General features: G+C 35.5%; 17 protein-coding genes and 1 riboswitch. Of the genes, 14 read left to right on the forward strand and 3 right to left on the reverse strand.

What is annotated here, in order from left to right; all coding sequences use genetic code 11:
• Positions 1-181: 181 nt before the first annotated feature.
• Positions 182-296, forward strand: a riboswitch (FMN riboswitch).
• Positions 297-480: 184 nt separating this feature from the next.
• From ribD to PBV87_RS08985, 14 genes are all read left to right on the forward strand, one after another.
• On the forward strand, positions 481-1,584 hold the full coding sequence (gene ribD / locus PBV87_RS08920; protein WP_271011962.1) for a bifunctional diaminohydroxyphosphoribosylaminopyrimidine deaminase/5-amino-6-(5-phosphoribosylamino)uracil reductase RibD: 1,104 nt from the start codon (positions 481-483) through the stop codon (positions 1,582-1,584).
• The gene (locus PBV87_RS08925; protein ID WP_271011963.1) at positions 1,569-2,198 is read left to right on the forward strand and encodes a riboflavin synthase; all 630 of its coding nucleotides are present in this window, start codon (positions 1,569-1,571) and stop codon (positions 2,196-2,198) included. The genes ribD and PBV87_RS08925 overlap by 16 nt, the downstream gene beginning before the upstream one ends.
• Positions 2,199-2,207: 9 nt before the next feature.
• Positions 2,208-3,410 carry a bifunctional 3,4-dihydroxy-2-butanone-4-phosphate synthase/GTP cyclohydrolase II gene (locus tag PBV87_RS08930; RefSeq protein ID WP_271011964.1) on the forward strand — a complete coding sequence of 401 codons (1,203 nt, stop codon included), beginning with the start codon at positions 2,208-2,210 and terminating at the stop codon, positions 3,408-3,410.
• 24 nt (positions 3,411-3,434) lie between these two features.
• Positions 3,435-3,902, forward strand: a complete 468-nt coding sequence (gene ribH, locus PBV87_RS08935) for a 6,7-dimethyl-8-ribityllumazine synthase (protein ID WP_271011965.1) — start codon at positions 3,435-3,437, stop codon at positions 3,900-3,902.
• Positions 3,903-3,904: 2 nt separating this feature from the next.
• The gene (locus PBV87_RS08940) at positions 3,905-4,597 is read left to right on the forward strand and encodes an HAD family hydrolase (protein WP_271011966.1); all 693 of its coding nucleotides are present in this window, start codon (positions 3,905-3,907) and stop codon (positions 4,595-4,597) included.
• Positions 4,598-4,748: 151 nt separating this feature from the next.
• Positions 4,749-6,353, forward strand: a complete 1,605-nt coding sequence (locus PBV87_RS08945; protein ID WP_271011967.1) for a response regulator — start codon at positions 4,749-4,751, stop codon at positions 6,351-6,353.
• Between the two features lies 1 nt (position 6,354).
• A complete protein-coding gene (locus PBV87_RS08950) occupies positions 6,355-7,812 on the forward strand; it encodes a sensor histidine kinase (protein WP_271011968.1) in 1,458 nt (485 codons plus the stop codon).
• Positions 7,813-7,974: 162 nt separating this feature from the next.
• Positions 7,975-9,054: an ABC transporter substrate-binding protein gene (locus PBV87_RS08955; protein WP_053983462.1), complete on the forward strand. Its 1,080-nt coding sequence runs from the start codon at positions 7,975-7,977 to the stop codon at positions 9,052-9,054.
• 101 nt (positions 9,055-9,155) lie between these two features.
• Positions 9,156-10,673 carry a sugar ABC transporter ATP-binding protein gene (locus PBV87_RS08960; protein WP_271012171.1) on the forward strand — a complete coding sequence of 506 codons (1,518 nt, stop codon included), beginning with the start codon at positions 9,156-9,158 and terminating at the stop codon, positions 10,671-10,673.
• The gene (locus PBV87_RS08965) at positions 10,666-11,721 is read left to right on the forward strand and encodes an ABC transporter permease (RefSeq protein WP_053983463.1); all 1,056 of its coding nucleotides are present in this window, start codon (positions 10,666-10,668) and stop codon (positions 11,719-11,721) included. The genes PBV87_RS08960 and PBV87_RS08965 overlap by 8 nt, the downstream gene beginning before the upstream one ends.
• Positions 11,718-12,740, forward strand: a complete 1,023-nt coding sequence (locus PBV87_RS08970) for an ABC transporter permease subunit (RefSeq protein ID WP_271011969.1) — start codon at positions 11,718-11,720, stop codon at positions 12,738-12,740. The genes PBV87_RS08965 and PBV87_RS08970 overlap by 4 nt, the downstream gene beginning before the upstream one ends.
• Before the next feature lie 171 nt (positions 12,741-12,911).
• Entirely contained in the window at positions 12,912-14,939 is a 2,028-nt protein-coding gene (locus PBV87_RS08975; protein ID WP_271011970.1) for a sensor histidine kinase, read from the forward strand.
• Positions 14,940-15,066: 127 nt separating this feature from the next.
• Entirely contained in the window at positions 15,067-16,329 is a 1,263-nt protein-coding gene (locus PBV87_RS08980; protein ID WP_271011971.1) for an efflux RND transporter periplasmic adaptor subunit, read from the forward strand.
• 19 nt (positions 16,330-16,348) lie between these two features.
• Complete coding sequence (locus PBV87_RS08985; protein WP_271011972.1) at positions 16,349-19,339, forward strand: efflux RND transporter permease subunit; 2,991 nt, start codon at positions 16,349-16,351, stop codon at positions 19,337-19,339.
• 114 nt (positions 19,340-19,453) lie between these two features.
• Here PBV87_RS08985 and asrC read toward each other — a convergent pair whose 3' ends face one another.
• Genes asrC through asrA form a run of 3 tightly spaced genes read right to left on the reverse strand, consistent with a single transcriptional unit; the run spans position 19,454 to position 22,333 of the window.
• Positions 19,454-20,491, reverse strand: coding sequence for a sulfite reductase subunit C (gene asrC, locus PBV87_RS08990; RefSeq protein WP_271011973.1), 1,038 nt, complete (start codon positions 20,489-20,491; stop codon positions 19,454-19,456).
• 11 nt (positions 20,492-20,502) lie between these two features.
• Positions 20,503-21,318 carry an anaerobic sulfite reductase subunit AsrB gene (gene asrB, locus PBV87_RS08995; protein ID WP_271011974.1) on the reverse strand — a complete coding sequence of 272 codons (816 nt, stop codon included), beginning with the start codon at positions 21,316-21,318 and terminating at the stop codon, positions 20,503-20,505.
• Positions 21,308-22,333 (reverse strand): anaerobic sulfite reductase subunit AsrA, encoded by a 1,026-nt coding sequence (gene asrA, locus PBV87_RS09000; protein WP_271011975.1) that lies wholly within the window; start codon positions 22,331-22,333, stop codon positions 21,308-21,310. The genes asrB and asrA overlap by 11 nt, the downstream gene beginning before the upstream one ends.
• Between the last annotated feature and the right edge of the window lie 88 nt (positions 22,334-22,421).

The raw sequence follows: 22,421 nt of genomic DNA on the forward strand, positions 1-22,421 counted from the left end.
TACCTATAAGGATGAAAAAATAATGCTTGTTTTTAAACATAATGGTACCTCAATTTTAATTGATTTTTAAATATATTATCAACCATCAAGACATTACATATGTAGATAAAAATAGATTTTATTTAAAATAGAAGTTATTGACAAAATATGAGAAGACTGATATGATTACATTAATTGAATAGAACATCTTCAGGGCAGGGTGCAATTCCCTACCGGTGGTATAGCCCACGAGCCGTAAGGCATGATTCGGTGTAATTCCGAAGCCGACAGTAAAGTCTGGATGAAAGAAGATAGATTATAAATGCTTTTTTTTGCATTTTCTTTTAGTATAGTATGCTCTGGAATGATTTTTCATTTCAGAGTTTTTTGTATTTAATACAAATGTGGATTATTACTAAACGCTTAAAAGCTATTTATAGAATTGTTGAAATGCCTTGAACCTGTTTTGTTCAAGGCATTTTTATTTTGGAGGAAAAGTGTATGACTGACCAAGAGTATATGACACATGCTTTGGAACTGGCTCGAAAAGGTTGTGGTTTTGTAAGTCCGAATCCTATGGTTGGAGCTGTGATCGTTAAAAATAATAAGGTCATTGGGCAAGGCTGGCATGAAAAATATGGACAGCTTCATGCAGAAAGAAATGCACTGGTAGGTTGTAAAGAATCCCCTCATGGTGCAACACTCTATGTCACTCTAGAACCCTGTTGTCATTATGGAAAAACACCACCTTGTACAGATGCTATTTTAGAGAGTGGTATCACAAGAGTTGTAATCGGAACACTTGACCCTAATCCACTTGTATCTGGAAAAGGTGTTTCAATCTTACAAGCTAAGGGAATTGAAGTGTTGAGCGGTGTATTAGAAAAAGAATGTCTAGAACTTAATCAGGTATTTTTTCATTATATCAAAACGAAGACGCCTTATGTGGTCATGAAGTATGCCATGACTATGGATGGAAAAATTGCAACTTCTACAGGTAAATCAAAATGGATTACAGGAGATCAAGCAAGAATACATGTACATAAAGAACGCCATCGCTATACGGGCATCATGGTAGGCGTTGGGACAGTAATTGCAGATAATCCTATGCTTACGTGCAGGTTAGAAAATGGATGTAATCCGATTCGTATTATCTGCGACACCCATTTAAGGACACCTTTAAACGCTCAAGTGGTAGCAACAGCTTCTAGTGTAAGGACCATTATTGCAACGTGTTGTGCGGAAAAGGACAGATACATGCCCTATGAAATAGCTGGATGTGAGATTTTACTTATTCCTAAAGAAGATAATCATATTGATTTACAAATATTGATGCAGCAACTAGGCATATTAAAAATCGATAGCCTTATTTTAGAAGGTGGCGGGACACTCAATGCTTCCGCTATGCAAAGTGGTATTGTCAACAAGGTGCAGGCTTATATTGCACCAAAGTTATTTGGTGGTGATGAAGCAAGGACACCTATTGGGGGTAGCGGTATTGATGAACCAACTTATTGCTTTAAACTGAAAAATCAAAAACTCACATGGTTTGGAGAAGATTTGTTATTAGAAAGTGAGGTGGAATATCCGTGTTTACAGGAATAGTCGAAGAGATTGGTAAAGTACAAGGCATACAGAAGAGAATGAAATCCTCTATCCTTATGATTACCGGGAATAAAATCTTTGAAGACTTGAAGATTGGTGATAGTGTATCTACGAATGGCGTATGCCTTACAGTGTCAAAGTTAGGGAATTGTACTTTTTATGCAGATGTGATGAATGAGACACTTTCTCGTTCTGCATTAGGAAACCTTACCATTGGAAGTTATGTGAATTTAGAACGTGCCATGGCGAGTAATGGACGATTTGGAGGACATATTGTTTCAGGGCATATTGATGGTACAGGAAAAATTGTATCTATTCATAAAGATGATAATGCTATTTGGTATACCGTACAAACGGATTCTAAGATTATGAGATATATCATTGAAAAAGGTTCTATAGCCATTGATGGCATCAGCCTTACAGTAGCAAAAGTAGAAAAGGATCATTTTAGTGTTTCAATCATTCCCCATACAGCAAAAGAAACCATACTATCTCTAAAAAGGGTAGGGGAACTTGTGAATCTTGAAAATGACATCATTGGTAAATATATTGAAAAGTTTGTTACTCCCCAGAGTAACATTACAGAAGCATTCTTATTAAAACATGGATTTTAGGAGGGTAATATGTTTGAGTATCATACAATACCAGAGGCTTTAGAGGCATTAAGAAAAGGTGAGATCATTCTTGTAACAGATGATGAAGATCGTGAAAATGAAGGTGACTTTATTTGTGCCGCTGAATTTGCAACAACACAAAATATTAATTTTATGGCTACCTATGGCAAGGGGCTCATTTGTATGCCAATGGATGAAGCACTTTGTGAAAAGTTAGGACTTCATCAAATGGTAACCAACAATACAGATAATCATACAACAGCTTTTACAGTGTCTATTGATCATGTGGATACAACAACGGGTATCTCAGCAGCTGAAAGAAGTATAACAGCATTAAAAGCCATAGATGAAGAGGCATGCCCAGAAGATTTTCGTAGACCAGGACACATGTTCCCACTTTTAGCTAAGAAAAATGGGGTGATTGAACGTAATGGTCATACAGAAGCGACAGTTGATCTCATGAAGTTAGCAGGATTAAAGCCATGTGGGCTTTGCTGTGAAATCATGAGAGAAGATGGACATATGATGCGTACACCGGAACTCATTGAATTTGCAAAAGATTGGAATATGAAGTTTATAACCATCAAAGCACTGCAAGAGTATCGTAAAAGATTTGATCACCTTGTAGAGTGTATGGCAACACCTAAGCTTCCAACATCTTATGGTAATTTTAGAGCCTATGGCTATGTGAATAAACTTAATGGAGAACATCATGTAGCACTTGTTAAAGGTGACATTGGTGATGGAGAAGATATACTTTGTCGTGTTCATTCAGAATGTTTAACAGGAGATGTATTTGGTTCTTCACGTTGTGATTGTGGTGATCAATTAGCTACTGCAATGAAACAAATTGAAAAGGAAGGTCGTGGCATTCTTCTTTATATGCGTCAAGAAGGCCGTGGCATTGGATTAATAAATAAGTTAAAAGCTTATGAACTTCAACAAGCAGGAATGGATACAGCCGAAGCCAATGTTGCTCTTGGTTTTGAAGAAGATTTGAGAGAGTATTATATTGGTGCACAAATTCTTAAAGACTTAGGCGTCAAAACCATGAGACTATTAACTAATAACCCAGATAAAGTTTATCAACTTTCCGATTTTGGAATCAAGATTGTAGAACGTGTATCTATTGAAATAGAGGCGAACGAACATGATGCTTTCTATCTTAAAACAAAACAATGCAAAATGGGTCATTATTTAAACATACATTAATAAAAAATTAAGGAGATTAAAAACATGAAAATCTATGAAGGAAAATTGGTATCAACAGACATTAAAATTGGAATTGTAGTCGCAAGGTTTAATGAATTTATTACAAGCAAATTATTAGGTGGTGCAGTAGATGCCCTTACACGCCATGAAGTCAGAGAAGAAAATATTGAAGTGGCATGGGTTCCAGGGGCTTTTGAGATTCCACTTATTGCATCTAAAATGGCAAAAAGCAATAAATATGATGCAATCATCTGCCTTGGAGCAGTGATTCGTGGTAATACAACACACTATGACTATGTATGTAGTGAAGTTTCAAAAGGCATTGCTAGTGTTTCTTTGAGTAGTGATATTCCGGTTATGTTTGGCGTAGTCACCACAGAAAATATTGAGCAAGCTATTGAGCGTGCAGGTACAAAAGCAGGAAATAAAGGTTTTGATTGTGCAATGGGTGCCATTGAGATGGTGAACTTAATAAGAGAAATAGAACAATAAGCATGCTGAACTTAGTATTTGACTATGATGGCACACTTCATAATAGTATTGAAATCTATGCACCAGCATTTAGACTGGCCTATAAGGAATTAGTTGAAAAAGGATTTGTAGAGCCAAGAGACTATTCAGATAAAGAAATAAGCTATTGGTTAGGGTTTTCAGCAGCTGAAATGTGGCATACGTTTATGCCCACATTAGAAGCATCTCAAAAACAAAATGCTAGTATGAGAATTGGCAAAGAAATGATTGGGCTTATCAAAGAAGGTAAGGCTAAGCTCTATCCACACGCATTAGAAATTTTAGAACAACTTAAAATAAAGGGTTATAACCTTATATTCTTAAGCAATTGTAAGCGTGCATATATGGAAGCACATATTGAGGCCTTTCAATTAGAACAATACTTTACTGGATTTTATTGCTCAGAAGATTATGGCTTTATACCAAAATACGAAATCTTTAATGTGATCAAGACACGTTATACAGGTGACTTTATCATTATTGGTGATCGATTTCAAGATATGGAGATCGCTCAAAAATATCAACTTGAATCAATAGGTTGTTTATATGGTTTTGGTGATGAAAATGAATTAGAAATGGCGACTTATAAGATACATAGTCTAGATGAAATAGAGCAGACGATTTGTCTATTAGAGTATCCCATTAGAGATCATACAAGCGTTTTTATAAAGGAGTAGCGAAGGCTACTCTTTTTTTGATGTTAATTTATTTTTGGCTATACGACACTATACTACACAAAATGCCCTATAAATTTGTTACAATACTACTATATTTTCAGATAATGCTTCAACTTATTTATAAGGACAAGAAGGAACTGGGGGATAGCCAATGTTAAAAGTATTTTTAGTCGAAGATGAATTTGCTGTACGCGAACGTATGAAAAAGAACATGGATTGGGAGGTACATGGGTTCTGCTTAGTGGGAGAAGCAGGAGATGGGGAATTAGCTTATCCTATGATTCAGGAATTACAACCAGATATTTTGATTACAGATATTCGCATGCCTTTTATGGATGGACTACAACTTATAGAACTCATAAAGCCAAGTATGCCTAAGATGAAAATTCTTATTTTAAGTGGCTATGATGAATTTGACTATGCAAAGGAAGCCATTCGTCTAGGTGTAACGGATTATTTACTTAAGCCCATTACATCTAAAAAGCTTCTAGAATCGCTAAGTGAAGTAGCCAATCTTATTAATAAGGAAAAACAACAAGAAGCGCACTATGAGCAGTGGCAGTTTGAAAACCAAGAAAAGCTTCAACTTGCTAAAAAGAAGTTTTTTTATGATTTAGTAACGGGTAGGCAAGGTATTCAGGCATTGATTGAAAAAGCTAAGGAATTGGAGCTAGATTTAACAGCCACAGCTTATAATATTATGCTTTTTAAAGTCTCATTTATAGACAAGTTATCCCTAACAGATGAAGAAGCTTTAAGACAAACCTTAAAAAACTATTTAAGCTTACAAAAACAGCTATTAGTATGTGAACGAGATGGGGAGGGCTATGCCATTTTATTAAAGGGCTCAGATGGAAATCTATCAAGTTTAGAACAAAATCTCATTACTCAAATTTCTGAACTTTTAAAAGCCTATCCTATTATGCATTATACATTAGCACTAGGAGAAAAAGTCAGTAGAATGAGTGAAATCCCTCATGCCTATGATACAGCAAGCCAAGCTTTAGCTTATCGTTATCTTCTGAATGACACACAAGTCTTACGCTATGATGCACTCAAAGATTATAATACCTTTGTTTCCAATCATTCTTTGGACTTACAGGAAGTTATCATTCCCAAAATAGATAAGAGGAAGTTAGAAAACTTTTTACATGACGGAAGGATTGAAGAGGTTCCTACGTTTATAAGTACCTATTTTAATCATCTGGATGAAAGTTTAGAGTCTTATTTGTTCCGTCAGTATCTGGTGATGGATATTTATTTTAGTATGACTACTTTTTGTGAACAACTTGAAATGCCACCAGAAAAAATTGAACAACTTTATGGCAATTTACAAAATGTAAATGGCTTTATGCAAGATAAAGCCATTTTTAAGCAAACCATTGAAAACTGGTTACTTCAGAGTATCAAACTTCGTGAGTCTATAAGTAGTAAGCGCTATAATGCATTAATCAATCAAGTTAAACGTTACTTACAAGATAACTATAATAAAGAAAGCTTATCCCTCAATCAAGTCGCCGAGTATGTAGGGATTAGTCCTAGCCATCTGAGTACACTTTTTAGTCAAGAAACAGGCCAAACCTTCGTCTCTTATTTAACGGAAATACGTATGGAAAAGGCAAAAGAACTTCTCCGTTGCACCAATATGAAGACGTTAGAGATCGGCTATGAAGTCGGCTATAAAGATCCACATTACTTTAGCTACCTTTTTAAGAAAACACAAAGTTGTACACCTAAAGAATATAGGAGAGCTTAGCATGAATTGGACCAATATGTCACTTAAAACCAAGCTCAAGCTTTTCATGTTTAGTGTACTGATACCTTTGGTGTGCTTAGTTCTTTATATGATTGTACGCTTTAGTACTTATACCGATCGCTATGTACCGATTATTAATGATATCAATATTGCCAATGCATTTGATATGCACTTTAAACAAGATGTAGACTATGCTATGTATCGTATTGCCATAGGATCTGAAAAATTCGAAAATACACAGATTGAACAGATTCTAAAAAGGAGTAAGGTTTATTTTAAACAACTTGAAGATGGAACAAATTTAGAAAAAAGTCGCAAACAAGTACGTATGGCTCAAAGAAATCTTGAACTTTTAGAGAAAAAAATCTATCAAATCAAAGCCAATTGCGAAGAGAGCGGGCACTATGATGAGAATATGTTTATCTTAGAAAATGATATTTACGTTTTTACCGAACTGATTACAGATGAAATCGAAGAATATGTTTATTATGAAGCCCTAGAACTTGAAAAAGTAAAACATGCTATTGAGAATGATATTAATCATATGCTCCAGATTATTTTACTTATTTTTGCATGTGTACTAGTGGTTACATGGCTGCTTATCATAGTCATCTCAGATAGTATTTCTAAACCACTTCAACACTTGTGTGAACTGACTAAGCAAGTAGGGGAAGGAGACTTTAGTATCAAACAACCTAAAAGTCGTGGGGATGAGGTCATGGCACTGGAGCAGAGCTTTCATACAATGGTTGGTAAAATAGAGAGCTTAGTGGAAAATGTAAAGCAAGAGCAAATTAACTTACGACAAATGGAACTTAAGCTACTACAAGTTCAAATTAATCCTCACTTTCTCTATAATACGTTAGATGCCATCAGCTGGATGGCTGAAGATGGACAAACGGATGAGGTCGTTGAAATGGTTTCAGCATTATCTGAGTTTTTTAGGACAGGACTGAGTAAAGGACGTGACTATATTACCCTCAAAGAAGAAGAAAGTCACATTAGGAGCTACTTACAAATTCAGAAGTTTAGATATGCAGATATCTTGGAATATGAAATAGACATTCCTGAAGTTATTGGTGACTTTATGCTACTCAAATTAACGTTGCAACCTCTTATAGAAAACGCACTTTATCATGGCATCAAACAAAAAAGAGGTAAAGGGAAAATTACAGTAACGGCAGACTATGATGTTTATTCCATATTCTTAAAGGTGAAAGATAATGGGATTGGTATGAAAGAAGATGAGTTGCAAGCTTTAAGAGAGCGTGTAGAAAGAGGTAATTTAGCCACATCCGATAAAGGTTTTGGTCTTGCTAATGTCCATGAACGTATTAGACTAAATTATGGTAATGATTATGGTTTAGTGATTGATAGTACCTATGGAGAAGGAACATGTGTAACCGTTTGTCTTCCGTCTCGTACAAGTCTCCCTAAAGAAAACTTACTTTTTCTATAAGAAAACACACCTTTTGTTAAAAAATTACCTAAGCTTTAAAAAATCAATAAAAAATTGAAATAAAATCAAAATATATTCTGTATTAAAAAAATTTATTTCTCTTTATAATAAGCTCATAGAAAGTGATCAAAGGTAGTCAAAAATTTGAGGGGGTATTTTAGGATGAAAAGAAAATTTGTAAGTATTTTGTTAGGTATGACAATGCTTATGGGTTCATTAGTAGGCTGTAGTAGTGCACCAGCTGGAACGAGTAGCAATACCAACGATACACAAACAGAACAATCAAGTAGTACTCAGACCGAAGACACTGCTCAAGAAGAAACACCTGCTCCAGCAACTGAAACAGAAGATGAACCCATTACAATTGGTTTTTCACAAGTAGGTGCTGAATCCGACTGGCGTGTTGCTAATACAGAATCTATGAAAGGTACACTTACACAAGAAAATGGCTTTAACTTAATTTTTGCAGATGCACAACAAAAACAAGAAAATCAAATTAAAGCTGTACGTGACTTTATCTCTCAAGAAGTAGATGTCATTGTTATTGCTCCAGTTACGGAAACAGGTTGGGAAACAGTACTTGGTGAAGCAAAAGATGCTGAGATTCCAGTTATTATTGTAGATAGGATGATCGATGTATCCGATGATTCTCTTTATACTTGTTGGGTAGGATCAGACTTCTATCAAGAAGGCCTTGATGCTGTAACATGGCTTACAGGCTATATGGATTCTCTTGGTAAAGGTAGTGATGCGTTAAATGTAGCTGTTCTTCAAGGAACCATTGGTTCATCAGCTGAAATTGGTCGTACAAAAGGTGTACGTGATGGTTTAGCTAAACATAGTAATTATCAAATTGTTCTTGAACAAACAGGTGAGTTTACCCAAGCAAAAGGCCAAGAGGTTATGGAATCATTCCTTAAATCAGGTGAACGTATTGATATCCTCATTGCTCAAAATGATAATATGGCTTTTGGTGCCATTGATGCCCTTAAAGCTGTTGGTAAAAAACCAGCTGAAGATGTAGTTATCGTATCTTTCGATGCAGTAAAAGCAGCATTTGAATCGATGATTGCTGGTGAAATGAATGTTTCAGTTGAATGTAACCCACTTCATGGACCACGTGTAGCAGAACTTGCTAAAGCCATCATGAAAGGTGAAACAGTAGAAAAAATTCAATATGTAGATGAAGGTGTATACCCAGCAGATACAGCTGCTCAAATCCTTCCTGAACGTGCTTATTAAAACTGAATCTTAGTAAAAGTGTGAACCATGAACCATGAGAAGGTTCTCGTTCACACTTTTTTTATCCAATTTTAGAAAGGGTGAATAATGTGCCAGAGCAAATGAATGTTTTAACCATGACCAATATCAGCAAAAGCTTTCCTGGGGTTCTTGCACTTTCTCATGTTGATTTTTCTCTAAAGCAAGGTGAAATCCATGCCCTAATGGGTGAAAATGGTGCCGGGAAATCTACACTTATAAAAGTACTTACAGGTGTGGAGGAGTTTGAAACAGGAGAAATTCATATTGAAGGAATAAAAGGTGCCATTATTAATAGGTCACCACAAGAAGCTGGACTAAATGGAATTAGTACTGTTTATCAGGAAGTCAACCTTTGTCCTAATCTATCTGTATCTGAAAATATCTTTATTGGAAGAGCGCCAAAGAAGTTTGGGCGTATTGATTGGAAGACAATGCATCAAAAAGCACGTGACATTCTTAAAAACTTGAATATTGAAATTGACGTTACCAAAAGTCTTGAAAACTACTCTGTAGCCATTCAACAAATGGTTGCTATAGCAAGAGCTATAGATGTATCTTGTAAAGTACTCATTTTAGATGAACCAACAGCAAGTTTAGATGATCAAGAAGTAAAAAAGCTCTTTCATGTCATGAGAAAACTTAAAAGCCAAGGTGTAGGTATTATTTTTGTTACCCACTTCTTAGAGCAAGTTTACGAAGTCTGTGATCGTATTACCGTACTACGTAATGGGATGTTAGTTGGTGCTTATGAAACAAAAGAGCTTCCTCGTGTACAGTTGGTTGCTAAAATGATGGGAAAAGATTTTGATGACCTTGCAAGTATAAAAAAAGAGCATATCTTATTCAGTGGTGATGCTCAAAAAGATGTTGTCATAGAAGCGAAAGGGTTAGGATGTACGAGTAAAATTCGTCCATTTGACCTAAGCATTCATAAGGGAGAAGTGATTGGATTATCTGGTCTTTTAGGTTCAGGTAGATCAGAACTTGCAAGAACTTTATATGGTGCTGATCGAACAGATGAAGGCAATCTGAAGGTCCATAATACGCCTGTTCATGCACATACGCCTCTTCGAGCCATGAAAGCAGGTATGGCATTTTGCCCTGAAAATAGAAAAGATGAAGGGATTATTGCAGACTTGTCTGTGCGTGAAAACATTATTATTGCCTTGCAAGCCAAAAGAGGTGTTTTTAAACTCTTAAGTCGCAAAGAACAAGAAGCCTTTACAGATGAATACATTGAACTTTTACAAATTAAGACAGCAGATCGTGAAACACCGATTAAGCAACTGAGTGGTGGCAATCAACAAAAGGTAATCTTAGGACGTTGGCTTTTAACCCACCCTGACTTTCTCATTTTAGATGAACCGACTAGAGGGATTGACATTGGAACAAAAACCGAGATTCAAAAACTTGTGGTCAAACTGGCAAGAGAAGGGATGAGTGTCATGTTTATCTCTTCTGAAATAGAAGAAATGCTTCGTACGTGTAACCGTATGGTAATTTTAAGAGATGGTCATAAAGTGGGAGAGTTGGAAGAACATGAGCTCTCAGAAGAAAATGTAATGAAAGCGATTGCAGGAGGTGACAAAGATGAGTAGGATTCAAGAAAGTATCAAAAAGGCAACGAAATATCATTTGTTTTGGCCGCTCATGTGTTTAGCTATTGTATTACTTTTTAATCTGATTAAAACACCCACTTTCTTTAACATCAGTTTGCAAAATGGTGTACTTTATGGTTATTTGATCGATGTTTTAAATCGTTCTAGTGAGTTGATTATTCTTGCTGTGGGAATGACACTGGTTGTTGCTGCATCAGGAGGGACAGATATTTCTGTAGGTGCAGTAAGTGCTTTTTCTGGTGCTGTTTGTATCTTTGCGCTAGGAACAGGTAACACCTATCAAGTGCCATACATTGTGGGCATCCTTCTTGCCATGTTAACTGGCGCACTTTGTGGCGCATGGAATGGTTTCTTAGTTGCTAAGATGAAAATTCAGCCAATGGTAGCGACACTCATCCTATTTACTGCGGGTCGTGGTATTGCCCAACTCATTACAGGTGGCAATATCCTTTATGTAAAAGTAGATTCTTTCAAAAGACTTGGTGCTTTTTTACCGAATGTTCCGATTCCAACGCCTATTTTTGTAGCGATCCTTGTTGTTCTTGTTACTAGTTTTATCTTAAAGAAAACAGCACTTGGTCTTTATATTCAATCTGTAGGGATTAATGCTAAATCAGCCAAACTTGTAGGACTTAACGCAACAGTGATTCAATTTATGTCTTATGTATTCTGCGGACTTTGTGCAGGGATTGCAGGACTTATTATTACTTCACGTATTTATTCCATAGATGCCAATAATGCTGGACTAAACATTGAACTGGATGCAATCTTAGCTGTTGCATTAGGTGGCAATAGCTTAGGGGGAGGTAAGTTCTCTATCGCAGGAAGTGTCATTGGTGCCATTACCATTCAAGCGCTTACAACCTCTTTATATGCCATGAAAGTGACTGCTGATCAACTCCCTGTTTATAAAGCTATTGTTGTTATTATTATCGTTACACTACAGTCACAAGAATTTAAGAAATTGATGAAACGTCTTCGTAATAAATGGAGTGTAAAAGGTGTTGAAGGGCAGGTGGAACAATGATTAAGAAAATACGTGAACGTTTAGATGGGAATAGCTTTTTATTACTTATTACTATTGTACTTTTTATTGCACTCTATATTACTGGAATGATTCTCTTTAATAACAAAAACTTTGGAAAGCCTCAAGTATTCTTTAACTTATTTATTAATAATGCCAGTCTCATTGTGGCTGCTGTTGGCATGACTATGGTTCTTATTACTGGTGGTATTGATATTTCTATAGGTTCGGTTATAGGAATGACTTGTATGATGCTTGCTTGGATGATGGAAAAGCAAAGTATACCACCTTTATTAAGTATTGGGATTGTTTTAGTGGCTGGTGCATGTTTTGGCCTTGTGCAAGGATTTTTTGTAGCTTATCTCAAAATACAACCTTTCATTGTTACCTTAGCGGGGATGTTCTTTGCAAGGGGGATGACTGCTGTCATTAGTTCAGATATGATTAGTATTACTAATGAAACTTTCCTTAAAATGGCCAATTCCAAGATCTATTTACCTTTCTTAGCAACTGTTAATAAAAAGGGAAACTTAGTTTATCCTTATATTTATCCCAGTGTGATTATTGCCATTGTTATTTTAATTATTGCTTTTATTGTGTTAAAGTTTACCCCATTTGGTAGGTCTATCTATGCTGTAGGTGGAAATGAACAATCTGCGCTTTTAATGGGGCTTAACGTACGGCTGACAAAACTTAAAGTCTATGTATTAAATGGTTTCTTAGCTGGACTTGCAGGCTTTGTCTTTTGTCTCAACTCCTGTGGTGGATTTGTTGAGCAAGCACGTGGCTTTGAAATGGAAGCTATTGCTTCATCTGTCATCGGTGGCACACTCTTAACAGGTGGTGTAGGCAGTGTGGTAGGAAGTTTGTTTGGTGTACTTATTAAGGGAACCATTGAATCCATTATTACTTTCCAAGGTACACTTTCTTCTTGGTGGACGAAGATTGTTATTGCTGCACTTTTATGTTTCTTCATTATTTTACAAAGTATTTTTGCTAAATTAAAACTGAAGAAAAAATAGTAGTTCATCCTCAAAGTAAGTTTTACTTTGAGGATAATTTTTTTTATTAAAATTATGAACTTGTATTTAAAATAAATAAGCTATATTATATAGTTATATATAAAAAAAACTAGAGTTTTGAAATTTCTTATAATATTTGCTTTAATTATGCTGAAAAGGGGCATTTGTAGTATGAAAAATTTCTTAAATGTACTGAGTGAAAGTGTATGTCTAATAGATGAAACTGGAAAAATTAGCTTTATAAATTCAGCCTTTTTCAATATATTAGGCTATCAACAAAATGAAGTTGATTTTTCCAGTGTTGTACAAAATATATTTATACAAGAGAACGAAATCAATAATAGCATTATTGCTTACTCCAAATCGGGGCAACGATTAAAAGGTTCTTGTCAGTTTGCAACCGTTCCTTTAGAGGGTATTAACTATAAAGGTTGTATCATCAAATGGGTTCAAGAAGATAAAGGTGAATTTTTAGAAGCTTTTTTAGATGCAATAGAAGAAAGTGTATCTATTAAGGATTTAGAGGGTTATTACGTTTTTGCTAATCAAAAATGTGCTAAAAATTATAAAACGACGAAAGAAGCAATCATTGGTCAAACATCAGAAGCCTTTTCTACAGCTAAAGAAAGTAAACGCCTTAGTGAAAATGAGGCCTATATTATGCGTACAGGCGAAAAACTTACGCTAGAACGACGAGAAGAAAAAGCTGGGCTGGTTAACTATTTTGAAATTACAGGGATGCCCTTATGTGGCCCAAATGGGAATATAAAATATATAGGTATATTCAAAAAAAATATAACAGTTACCAAAAACCTTGAGCACTTTGTATCTGAAAGTGAACATCTCTTTAGCAAGGCAAAGGAAAGCTATTTATACGATCAAGAAATTGATGTGGGAAGTGATGAACCACTAAAAGAATTGGGCAATTTGCTCAAATATTATTTTAAAACAGACTATTATGATATATGGTTGTACAATAAGAAAGAACAAAATATATATGCTTATTTTAAAAATGGAATGTTAAAAGATTATAAAACGAATAATTTCACTTTTCCTATGACTGATGAAATGCTTAAAAAGTATTCAGAAGAAGAGGATGGGCTTATTAAAGAGACATTTGAAGTACAGATTAGTGATAACGAATATATTTATAGAAAAGAACCTTACTATCTTATAGAATCTAAAATTGTTTATCGTGGTGAGCTTTTAGGTATACTTGTCCTAGTGTATGAAAAATATCCACAGCATTTCTACGCTAGGCGTTATTTAATGGGTAAGATTTGTAATCAACTTGCATTGATTATTAAGAATAGAAATCTAACAGAAGCACTTCATTGTGCAATGGTTACAGAAAAAACTTTACTTCAAGAAAGAGCTGAAGCTGAGAAAGCACTTCAACTTGAACGCATGAGAAGTGAATTTTTTGCCAATCTATCTCATGAATTTAGAACACCTCTAAATATTATTTTATCAGCCTCTAAGCTTTTAGAATATACCCTTCAAGAATATCCTAAAGATCCAGAAATAGAGAAGTATTTAACCTATATCTGTAATATTAAGCAAAATGGCTATCGTCTTTTGAAATTGGTCAATAATCTTATCGATATAACACAAATTGACTCTGGTTACTATAAAATGTATTTTTCCAATTATAATATTATTTATATTGTAGAAGAAATTGTAGATTCAGTAGTCAATTATGCTGAGAGCAATAATATAAGTATAATATTTGATACAGAGGTAGAAGAAGAAGTCATTGCTTGTGATCCAGAGAAAATTGAACGAATTATGCTCAATCTTCTTTCCAATGCCATTAAATATGCCAAATTACCCGGACATATTAATGTTCTCATTTCATTAGAACAGGATTATATAGTTATTGCAGTTCAAGATAATGGTGTGGGGATTCCACCAGATAAGATTGAAACGATCTTTGAGCGTTTTATTCAAGTCAATGACCTACTTACTAGACCTAAAGAAGGAAGCGGAATTGGGTTATCTTTAACAAAAGCACTTGTAGAAATGCATGGTGGTAACATTAGTGTCTTAAGCACTTTAGGTGAAGGGTCAACCTTTGAAGTACGTTTACCTAGAATTCAAGTGAAAGAAGAAAAACGATATACTGAATCTGAAAGATTTGGATTTGAATCAAATCTGGAAAGATGTCATGTGGAATTTTCTGATATCTATACCTTTTAAAAAAGTCGCTACACGCCATGTGTAGCGACTTTTTTGTTTATATTTCATTCTATTTGTTATTGATTAGAGTATGAAATACTTCCAATTAGAAAATACTATAGGGATATGAAATTAACGGAGTGATTATATGAAACGTCAATCGATAGTAGGCTATACCACCTTGGTCATTATTATAGTGAGCTTTGTTTTTCTCTACTGGATGCGCACTAGGCCACCAGAAGTTAATGCCATACTAGAAAGTAAGTGTATTCCAGTAACGACCTATACCGTCACTGAAAGAGAAATTGCAACCTATCAAAACTATTCTGGTAAGCTACAAAGTGGTGAAGAAGCAAAAATTATCCCACAGGTTCTATCTAAAGTTGTTGCGATCCATGTAAAAGAAGGCGATCTTGTAAACATTGGAGATGCCCTTATGGATTTAGATACAACAACGCTTAATAACCAGATACAAAGTGCCTCTGAAGGTATTGAAAAACTAAAATCTTTTAATGAGACACTGGAATCTGGGGGTGAAAAACTAGCATCTATACTGCAAGACATTGATCATCAAATAGCTGACATTGAATCCCATTTAGATCGACTAGAAAAAGAACAATCCACTATGTATGCAGGTACAACCTATAAGAAAAATATGACAGCCTTAGAAAGTGAATTGGAATCACTAAAAATGCTTAAGCAAACCCTTACTGCGATTACACCTAATACAACAGATTCTATAGACCGTTTGGATGCTTTAGAAGACGGTTATCAAATGCTTATAGGGATGGAGTCTCAATATCATCTTACGTCTCCATTAAATGGACGTATCGTTGCAGTCAACGCTAAAACAGGTGAAGTGCCCAATTTTTTAGCCCCTTCTTTTATTATCACAGGAACAGAAAACTTAAAACTTAGCCTAGCAGTTCCGAAAGAACATTTGACTTATTTTCAAGATGTAAGTCCCTTAATAGTAGAGGTATTTACCTTAAAAGGGGAACCTTTAAATCTTGAAGGAAGGGTAGAAGAGGTCCATAATGAACCAGATGCAAAAACAGGGCTTTATGCAGTAAACATTGTCATGCCAAATCCAAACCTTCCTTTAGATACAACGAGTTTTGGGAAAGTGCATATTCCTTTACTTACTAAGTCAAACGCCTGTGTCATTCCAAAAGATGCCATCATGCGTACACAAAATGAAAACTATATTTACATTTTAAGCTCAACCCTTCCCAATACCGTAGAAAAGCGTACAGTTAGAATTGGCATAGAAAATGATGATGAAATTGAAATCATTGAAGGGCTTATAAAGGGCGATATCATTATTTTAGATGGAAATGCCTATCTTCAAGATGGAGATACTGTAGAAGTTGTTTCACCTCTAGAAACCCATTCCTCTACAACATGGTAAATTTAGAAAGGAAAATACTATGAAGCTAACAGATTTAAGTATTAAAAGGCCTGTGACAACCTTTATGGTTCTATGTATTATTTTACTTTTTGGTTTTATTGCCTTTTTTAAACTTAATATTGATTTACTCCCTTCTTTTGATCTTCCTATGTTGATGGTCATGACCCATTATACAGGTGCTAGCCCCAGTGAAGTTGAAGACCTGATTACAGAACCCTTAGAAGGTGTACTTGCGACGACAAATCAAGTGAGTAGCATAGATTCTATCTCATCAGAAGGTACTTCCATGATGATGCTTTCTTTTGCAGAGGGAACAGATATGGATTTTGCCGCTCTTGATGTCAGAGAAAAGGTTGACCTGATCAAGCCCTTATTGCCAAATAGTGTGGCATCCCCTATTATTATGAAACTCAATCCTAATATGATGCCTATTGGCCATTATAGTATTACCCTTAATGCACGTAGTCTGAGTGAAACGACGGACTTTGTAACATCTACACTTGTTCCCACTCTGAAACGTATACCAGGTGTTGCCAACATTCAAGTAACCGGTGGCGTCAATAGAGCACTTCGATTAGTTGCAGATATAGATAGACTTAGTACGTATGGACTCAGTTTAAATCAGCTCAACCAACTGATTAGAAGTGAATATCGTACTTTACCAGGCGGGGTGATTGAAGAGAGCAACTCTAAACTGAATATTCATGTTCAATCGAGTGCACTTACCAAAGAAGATCTGAAGCATTTAGTTGTAAGTAACCAAGACAGTAGACCTATTACATTAGATGAACTTGTAGAATTTGAAGAAGTTTATGCGGAAACTTCAAGCTATGCCAACGTAAATGGTGAGCCTAGTATTTTATTCTCTATACAGAAAGAGTCTACAGCAAACACTGTAACTGTTTCAGAAAAAGTTGAAAAAGTGTTAAAACAACTCCAAGTAGACAACCCTGGACTTTCCGTAGATGTCTTATTTAATCAAGGAGTGATCATTAATGAGTCCATTAAAGCGATTGGAAGCAATGCTTTAATAGGTGCTTTATTAGCAGTTGTTATTCTCTTTTGCTTTTTAAAAGATTTCCGTACGACTTTAATTATGGCTGTATCCATTCCTATATCTGTTATTACAACTTTTGTCTTTATTTATTTCTTTCATCTTACACTTAATATGATTTCATTAGGTGGTATCGCCCTTGGCGTTGGCATGCTTGTTGATAATGCCATTGTTGTGATTGAAAATATTCATCGTTTAAAGCAACAAGGGCTTTCACCAGCTGAAGCTGCCTATAAAGGTACAACAGAAGTAGCACAAGCTGTTACAGTTTCTACATTGACAACCATTAGTGTCTTTCTACCTGTTGTGTTTGTTCAGGGGATTTCTGCCCATATCTTTAAAGAACTTGCATTTACTGTTACCTTTTCTCTTGTAGCTTCCCTTGGTGTTTCGTTTACAATTGTGCCACTTCTTGCAAGTCGCCTTTTAAGCGTTGAATCATTAGAGAAAAAGCACTTGATTTTAAATTCACTACGACATAAATATAAACAAGTCCTTATATGGGGATTACACACTAAGAAAAAGGTGACTGTTCTTGTACTCCTTGTACTCATAATGGGTGGTTTTGCACTTCAAGGCGTAGGTTTTACCTTTTTTCCATCGGCCGACCAAGGTATTGTTTATATTACAGTCAATCTTCCTAAAGGAAAGACAGATACTGCCGTACGTCTCGTATGCGACGAAGTCTTGCAGCGTATCAAAGGGATTGAAGATATTGAAACGACTTCACTTACAATGGATAAGTCAAGTAGCCGTGCAGATATTATGCTTGTTCTTGACCCTTTACAAACGAGAAAGCTTACGGATAAGGATGTAACAAAGGCTATTATGGAGACAACTAAAAATATTCCAGGAGCCAAAATCTCAGCATCTACAGGTGGAAGCCTAATGAGTAGTGGGAATAACGGTATCACCATTAATATACTGGGAGAGGAGCTAGAGGAACTTGAAGTACTTGGGGATGCCATACAAGGCTTATCTAAATCTATAACGGGTGTTATGGAAGTTGCTTTTAAAGAAAGCCGAAGTGCCCCCTCTGTAGCCATACAAGTCAATCAAAGTGAGGCAAGCCAATATGGATTAAGTAGTGCCCAAGTTGCCAATGCCATTCAAAATGCCATGCGTCCTATTTCTGTTATGACATTAGAGGATGAAGAGGGACCTATAGAGGTTGTACTTTATAGTCAAACAGCTTTAGGAAGTGGATTGACTGAAATCCAAAACTTAACATTAAGTTCTCTTAAAGGAAGTCGTGTACCTTTAAGTGCTGTAGCGACTTACCAAAGAGAAGAGGGTTATCACCAAATTGAACGGTCCAATCAAACCCATTTACTTAGTCTTGATGTAATCATAGAAGGACGAACCATAGGACAAGTTTCAAAGGATCTTGAAAATGTATTTGAACAGTTAAATATACCAGAAGGATATCATGTGGTACTGGGTGGACAGGTGGCACAAATGAAAGACTCCTTTAGCATGCTATTTATGGCATTAGGGATTGCAGTATTATTGGTCTATATGATTATGGCTGCTCAATTTGAATCGTTTATTCAACCTTTATTTATTATGATGATTGTACCTATTGCATTTGCGGGAGGTATTTTAGCTTTATTTATTGCCAATGTCCCTGTTTCTATGCCTGCTCTAATAGGATTTATCGTATTGTCAGGTATTGTTGTAAACAATGGGATTGTCCTTTTAGATTTTATAAATAAACTTAGAAAAGAAGGGAAAGGTGTAGAAGAGGCTATTATAGAAGCTGGAATGACAAGACTCCAACCTATTTTGATGACCACTTTTACAACAGTCCTTGGACTTTTGCCTATGACCTTAGGAATTGGTCAAGGGTCAGAAATCCAGCTTCCATTAGCCTTAACGGTTACAGGTGGATTGCTACTTTCTACAGTTTTGACCCTTATCGTTATTCCAGTCATTTATGATCAATTTGTACAATAACTTTAGAGATTATCTAGCTAGTCTATAAAATGGATAGTTTATAAAAAGAGTAGAAAAGGTGGTATATGGAAATGACTCTATGTCATTTCCATATACCACCTTTTAAGTTGATCGTTAATGTGTATGCATATATACATCTGGATTTTGTTTATCTTCAACCCAATAGAGTTTATCTGCGACAAGCACTTCTTCATTTAGTTTAACAGGTACAACGCCTCTTGATTGAGCAAGTTCGCTGGTTCCTAGTATAAAGTCTCTAAAGACATTATAAGAGCCATCATCAATTAAGTGACCAAAGTGTCTATAAATAGGTTGGCCATCTAGCATATAATCTTCAAATTTGAAGATATTACCGATGACTTCAAGAAGAGGTTCTTCTTTAATCCATTTAAACATGGTTTGGCCTGCACGAGGCGTTTGTTTGCCTGTACGACCACCAATTTTAACCCAATAGTATTTTTGAGGGTTACGGCTCCATGCTTGTGTTGGGCAAACTTTAACGCAAGCACCGCAACCAATACATTTTCCCGGTTGTTTGATCGCTTTACCATTTTGTGCGCCTAAGGCTGCTGTTACATGTTGCCCACATTCACGGACACAAGCACCACAGCCAACACAACGATTATAGTCCCAATCAATTTTAGACATACCCATAATACCAAAATCAGCCATATTGGCTTTTGCACAGTCATTAGGGCATCCTACAATGACAACTTTTAAATGATAATGATTTGGATAAATAATTTTTTCTACTTTTTTTGCTAGCGCAACTGTATCGATATTGCCAAATGGACAGTGGATACTTCCTATACAGTTAATAATATTACGTGCACCAATACTTGCATAGCCTTCTTGGGTTGTATCCAGATCAATACCACATACATCAACTTCCATTGTCTTAATAATAGGTTCGAGAAGCTTATTGACTGCCTCAACATCTTTATAAGAGATGTTAGGAATAGACAGTTTTTGTCTTGTTTGCATATGGATTTGCCCAGAACCATATTTATCAGCTATTTCTTGTACAATAGGAAGTAAACTTGATGGAAATAAACTTCCAGGAATACGAATACTTACCATAAACTCACCACGAACTTTAGATTCACGGTATTCATTACTTCTAAGTTTTGCAATATCAAGATTTCCAATCATCATGTCACCTCCTAATCTATAAGCTTTTTAGCTTGATCATATCTAAAGATTGGTCCATCTAAACAGACATATGTTTCATTAATTTTACAATGGCCACATTTACCTACTGCACAGCTCATATTACGTTCAAAAGAAAGCCAAATATGATGATCATTAATACCATAGTTACTACAAGCAAGTGCGGTCATCTTCATCATAATTGGAGGCCCAACAATAACAATATGAAGGTCTTGATATTTATCTTTATCTTTTAATAGAGGAAGTTTATCTAAGTGTTCGGTTACACGTCCACCTAAATAATGACCTACATTATCAGGTTCATCTAGTGTAATTTGAAGAGATAAACATTCTGACCAACGTTTGATATCCTCTTGAAAAAGGATTAAAGATTCATTTTTAAACCCAAATAATACGTTAATATCTTTAACCAGCTTCATATCATTAGCAATTGTATCCACCATAGAGCGTACAGGGGCTACACCAGAACCACCTCCAATAATAATGATTCTTTTGTCTTTATAAACTTCAAAAGGAAAACCGTGTCCATAAGGACCACGTAAATAGATATTATCACCAGGTTTAAGTTCAAAGAGGGCATCCGTTACTGTGCCTACACGTCGAATGAGAAGCTCAATGATACCTTCTTTTTTATCAAAACGACTTATAGAGATAGGTGCTTCACCAACTTTTGATAAGGAGACTTGAACAAATTGTCCATATTGAATTTCATCAATATGATCGAAAGTTACACGGAACAAATACTCTACAGATGTTTGTGGAATAATTTCTACAAGTTTATAGGCTTTGGGTAAAAGATTATTTTTCATGGAGATATTCCTCCTTTAATACTTTGGTTAAAGTATTAACCGCATCAATATAGGAGATATATTTAGGACAACTTTCTTCGCACCTTCCACAACCTACACACATATTCCCTTGATGGAAACGTTTTCTGAAGTCATAAACTTTGTGTAATACATGGAAACGGCCTCGTTCTCTTTGTGTATTACGGAAACTATGCCCACCAGCCATGTCAGTAAATTTTTTAAAGTGGCAAGATGACCATACACGTCTACGTTCACCAACTGTTTTATTTTCGTTATAGAAGAGGTCGGTTGTTGTAAAGCATGTACATGTTGGACAATTTAAGTTACAGCGCCCACAATCAATACAACGATCATAGGTTTCCCACATAGGATGTTCAAAGATTGCTCTTGGCATATCATCTACATCAGGTGGCGTAACGGTTACATCATTATGTTGTGGAAAAGTAAAGGTATAATCAACTTGTTCACTTTCAACACCTTCAAGATAGTTTGTAAAGGTATCGCCGTTTAGCTCAAGATAAATTTCTTGATCTTTAACAGTCATACCCATTACAAAATCGTCAGTTTGGTCACCTCCCATAGATTTACAGAAACAACTTCTAAAACTATGTGGACACTCTAAAATAATAAAGTGTACTTTTTCACGTAAGCGATTGTAGTAGAAGTCGGGGTCACCATTTTTTTGATAGAGTGTATCTAGTCGGTGAATACCTGTAATGTCACAAGCACGTGCAATAACTAACTTTTCTTTAGAAGGAAGTTGAGGTACACGATACCCTGTTTCATCGAAATAGAGAATAGTTTGGGTAATTGGGAAAACCACTTCTTTTGCAGAGCTGTGAGAGCGTTCAGTCAGTTCCATCGTGCTATAGTCATGTACTTGATCATAGCGAATATAATCTGTATCAGCAAAGCTACCTTTGCCAATAAAGCGTTTAGGTGCCCAGATTTCATATTCATTTTCTAGAGCTTGTAGGAGATCGTTAAACGCTTTAATTTTGAGTTTATAGCCCATCTGTTATACTCCTTTTCCATAAAATTTACTTTAAAGGTAGTATGTCCCAAAATATCTTATTCATTTATTCTTTTAAAAAAAGTCCTAC

It is taken from the genome of Holtiella tumoricola, from assembly GCF_027857615.1.
In the GTDB taxonomy this organism is placed as follows: Bacteria; Bacillota; Clostridia; order Lachnospirales; family Cellulosilyticaceae; genus Holtiella; species Holtiella tumoricola.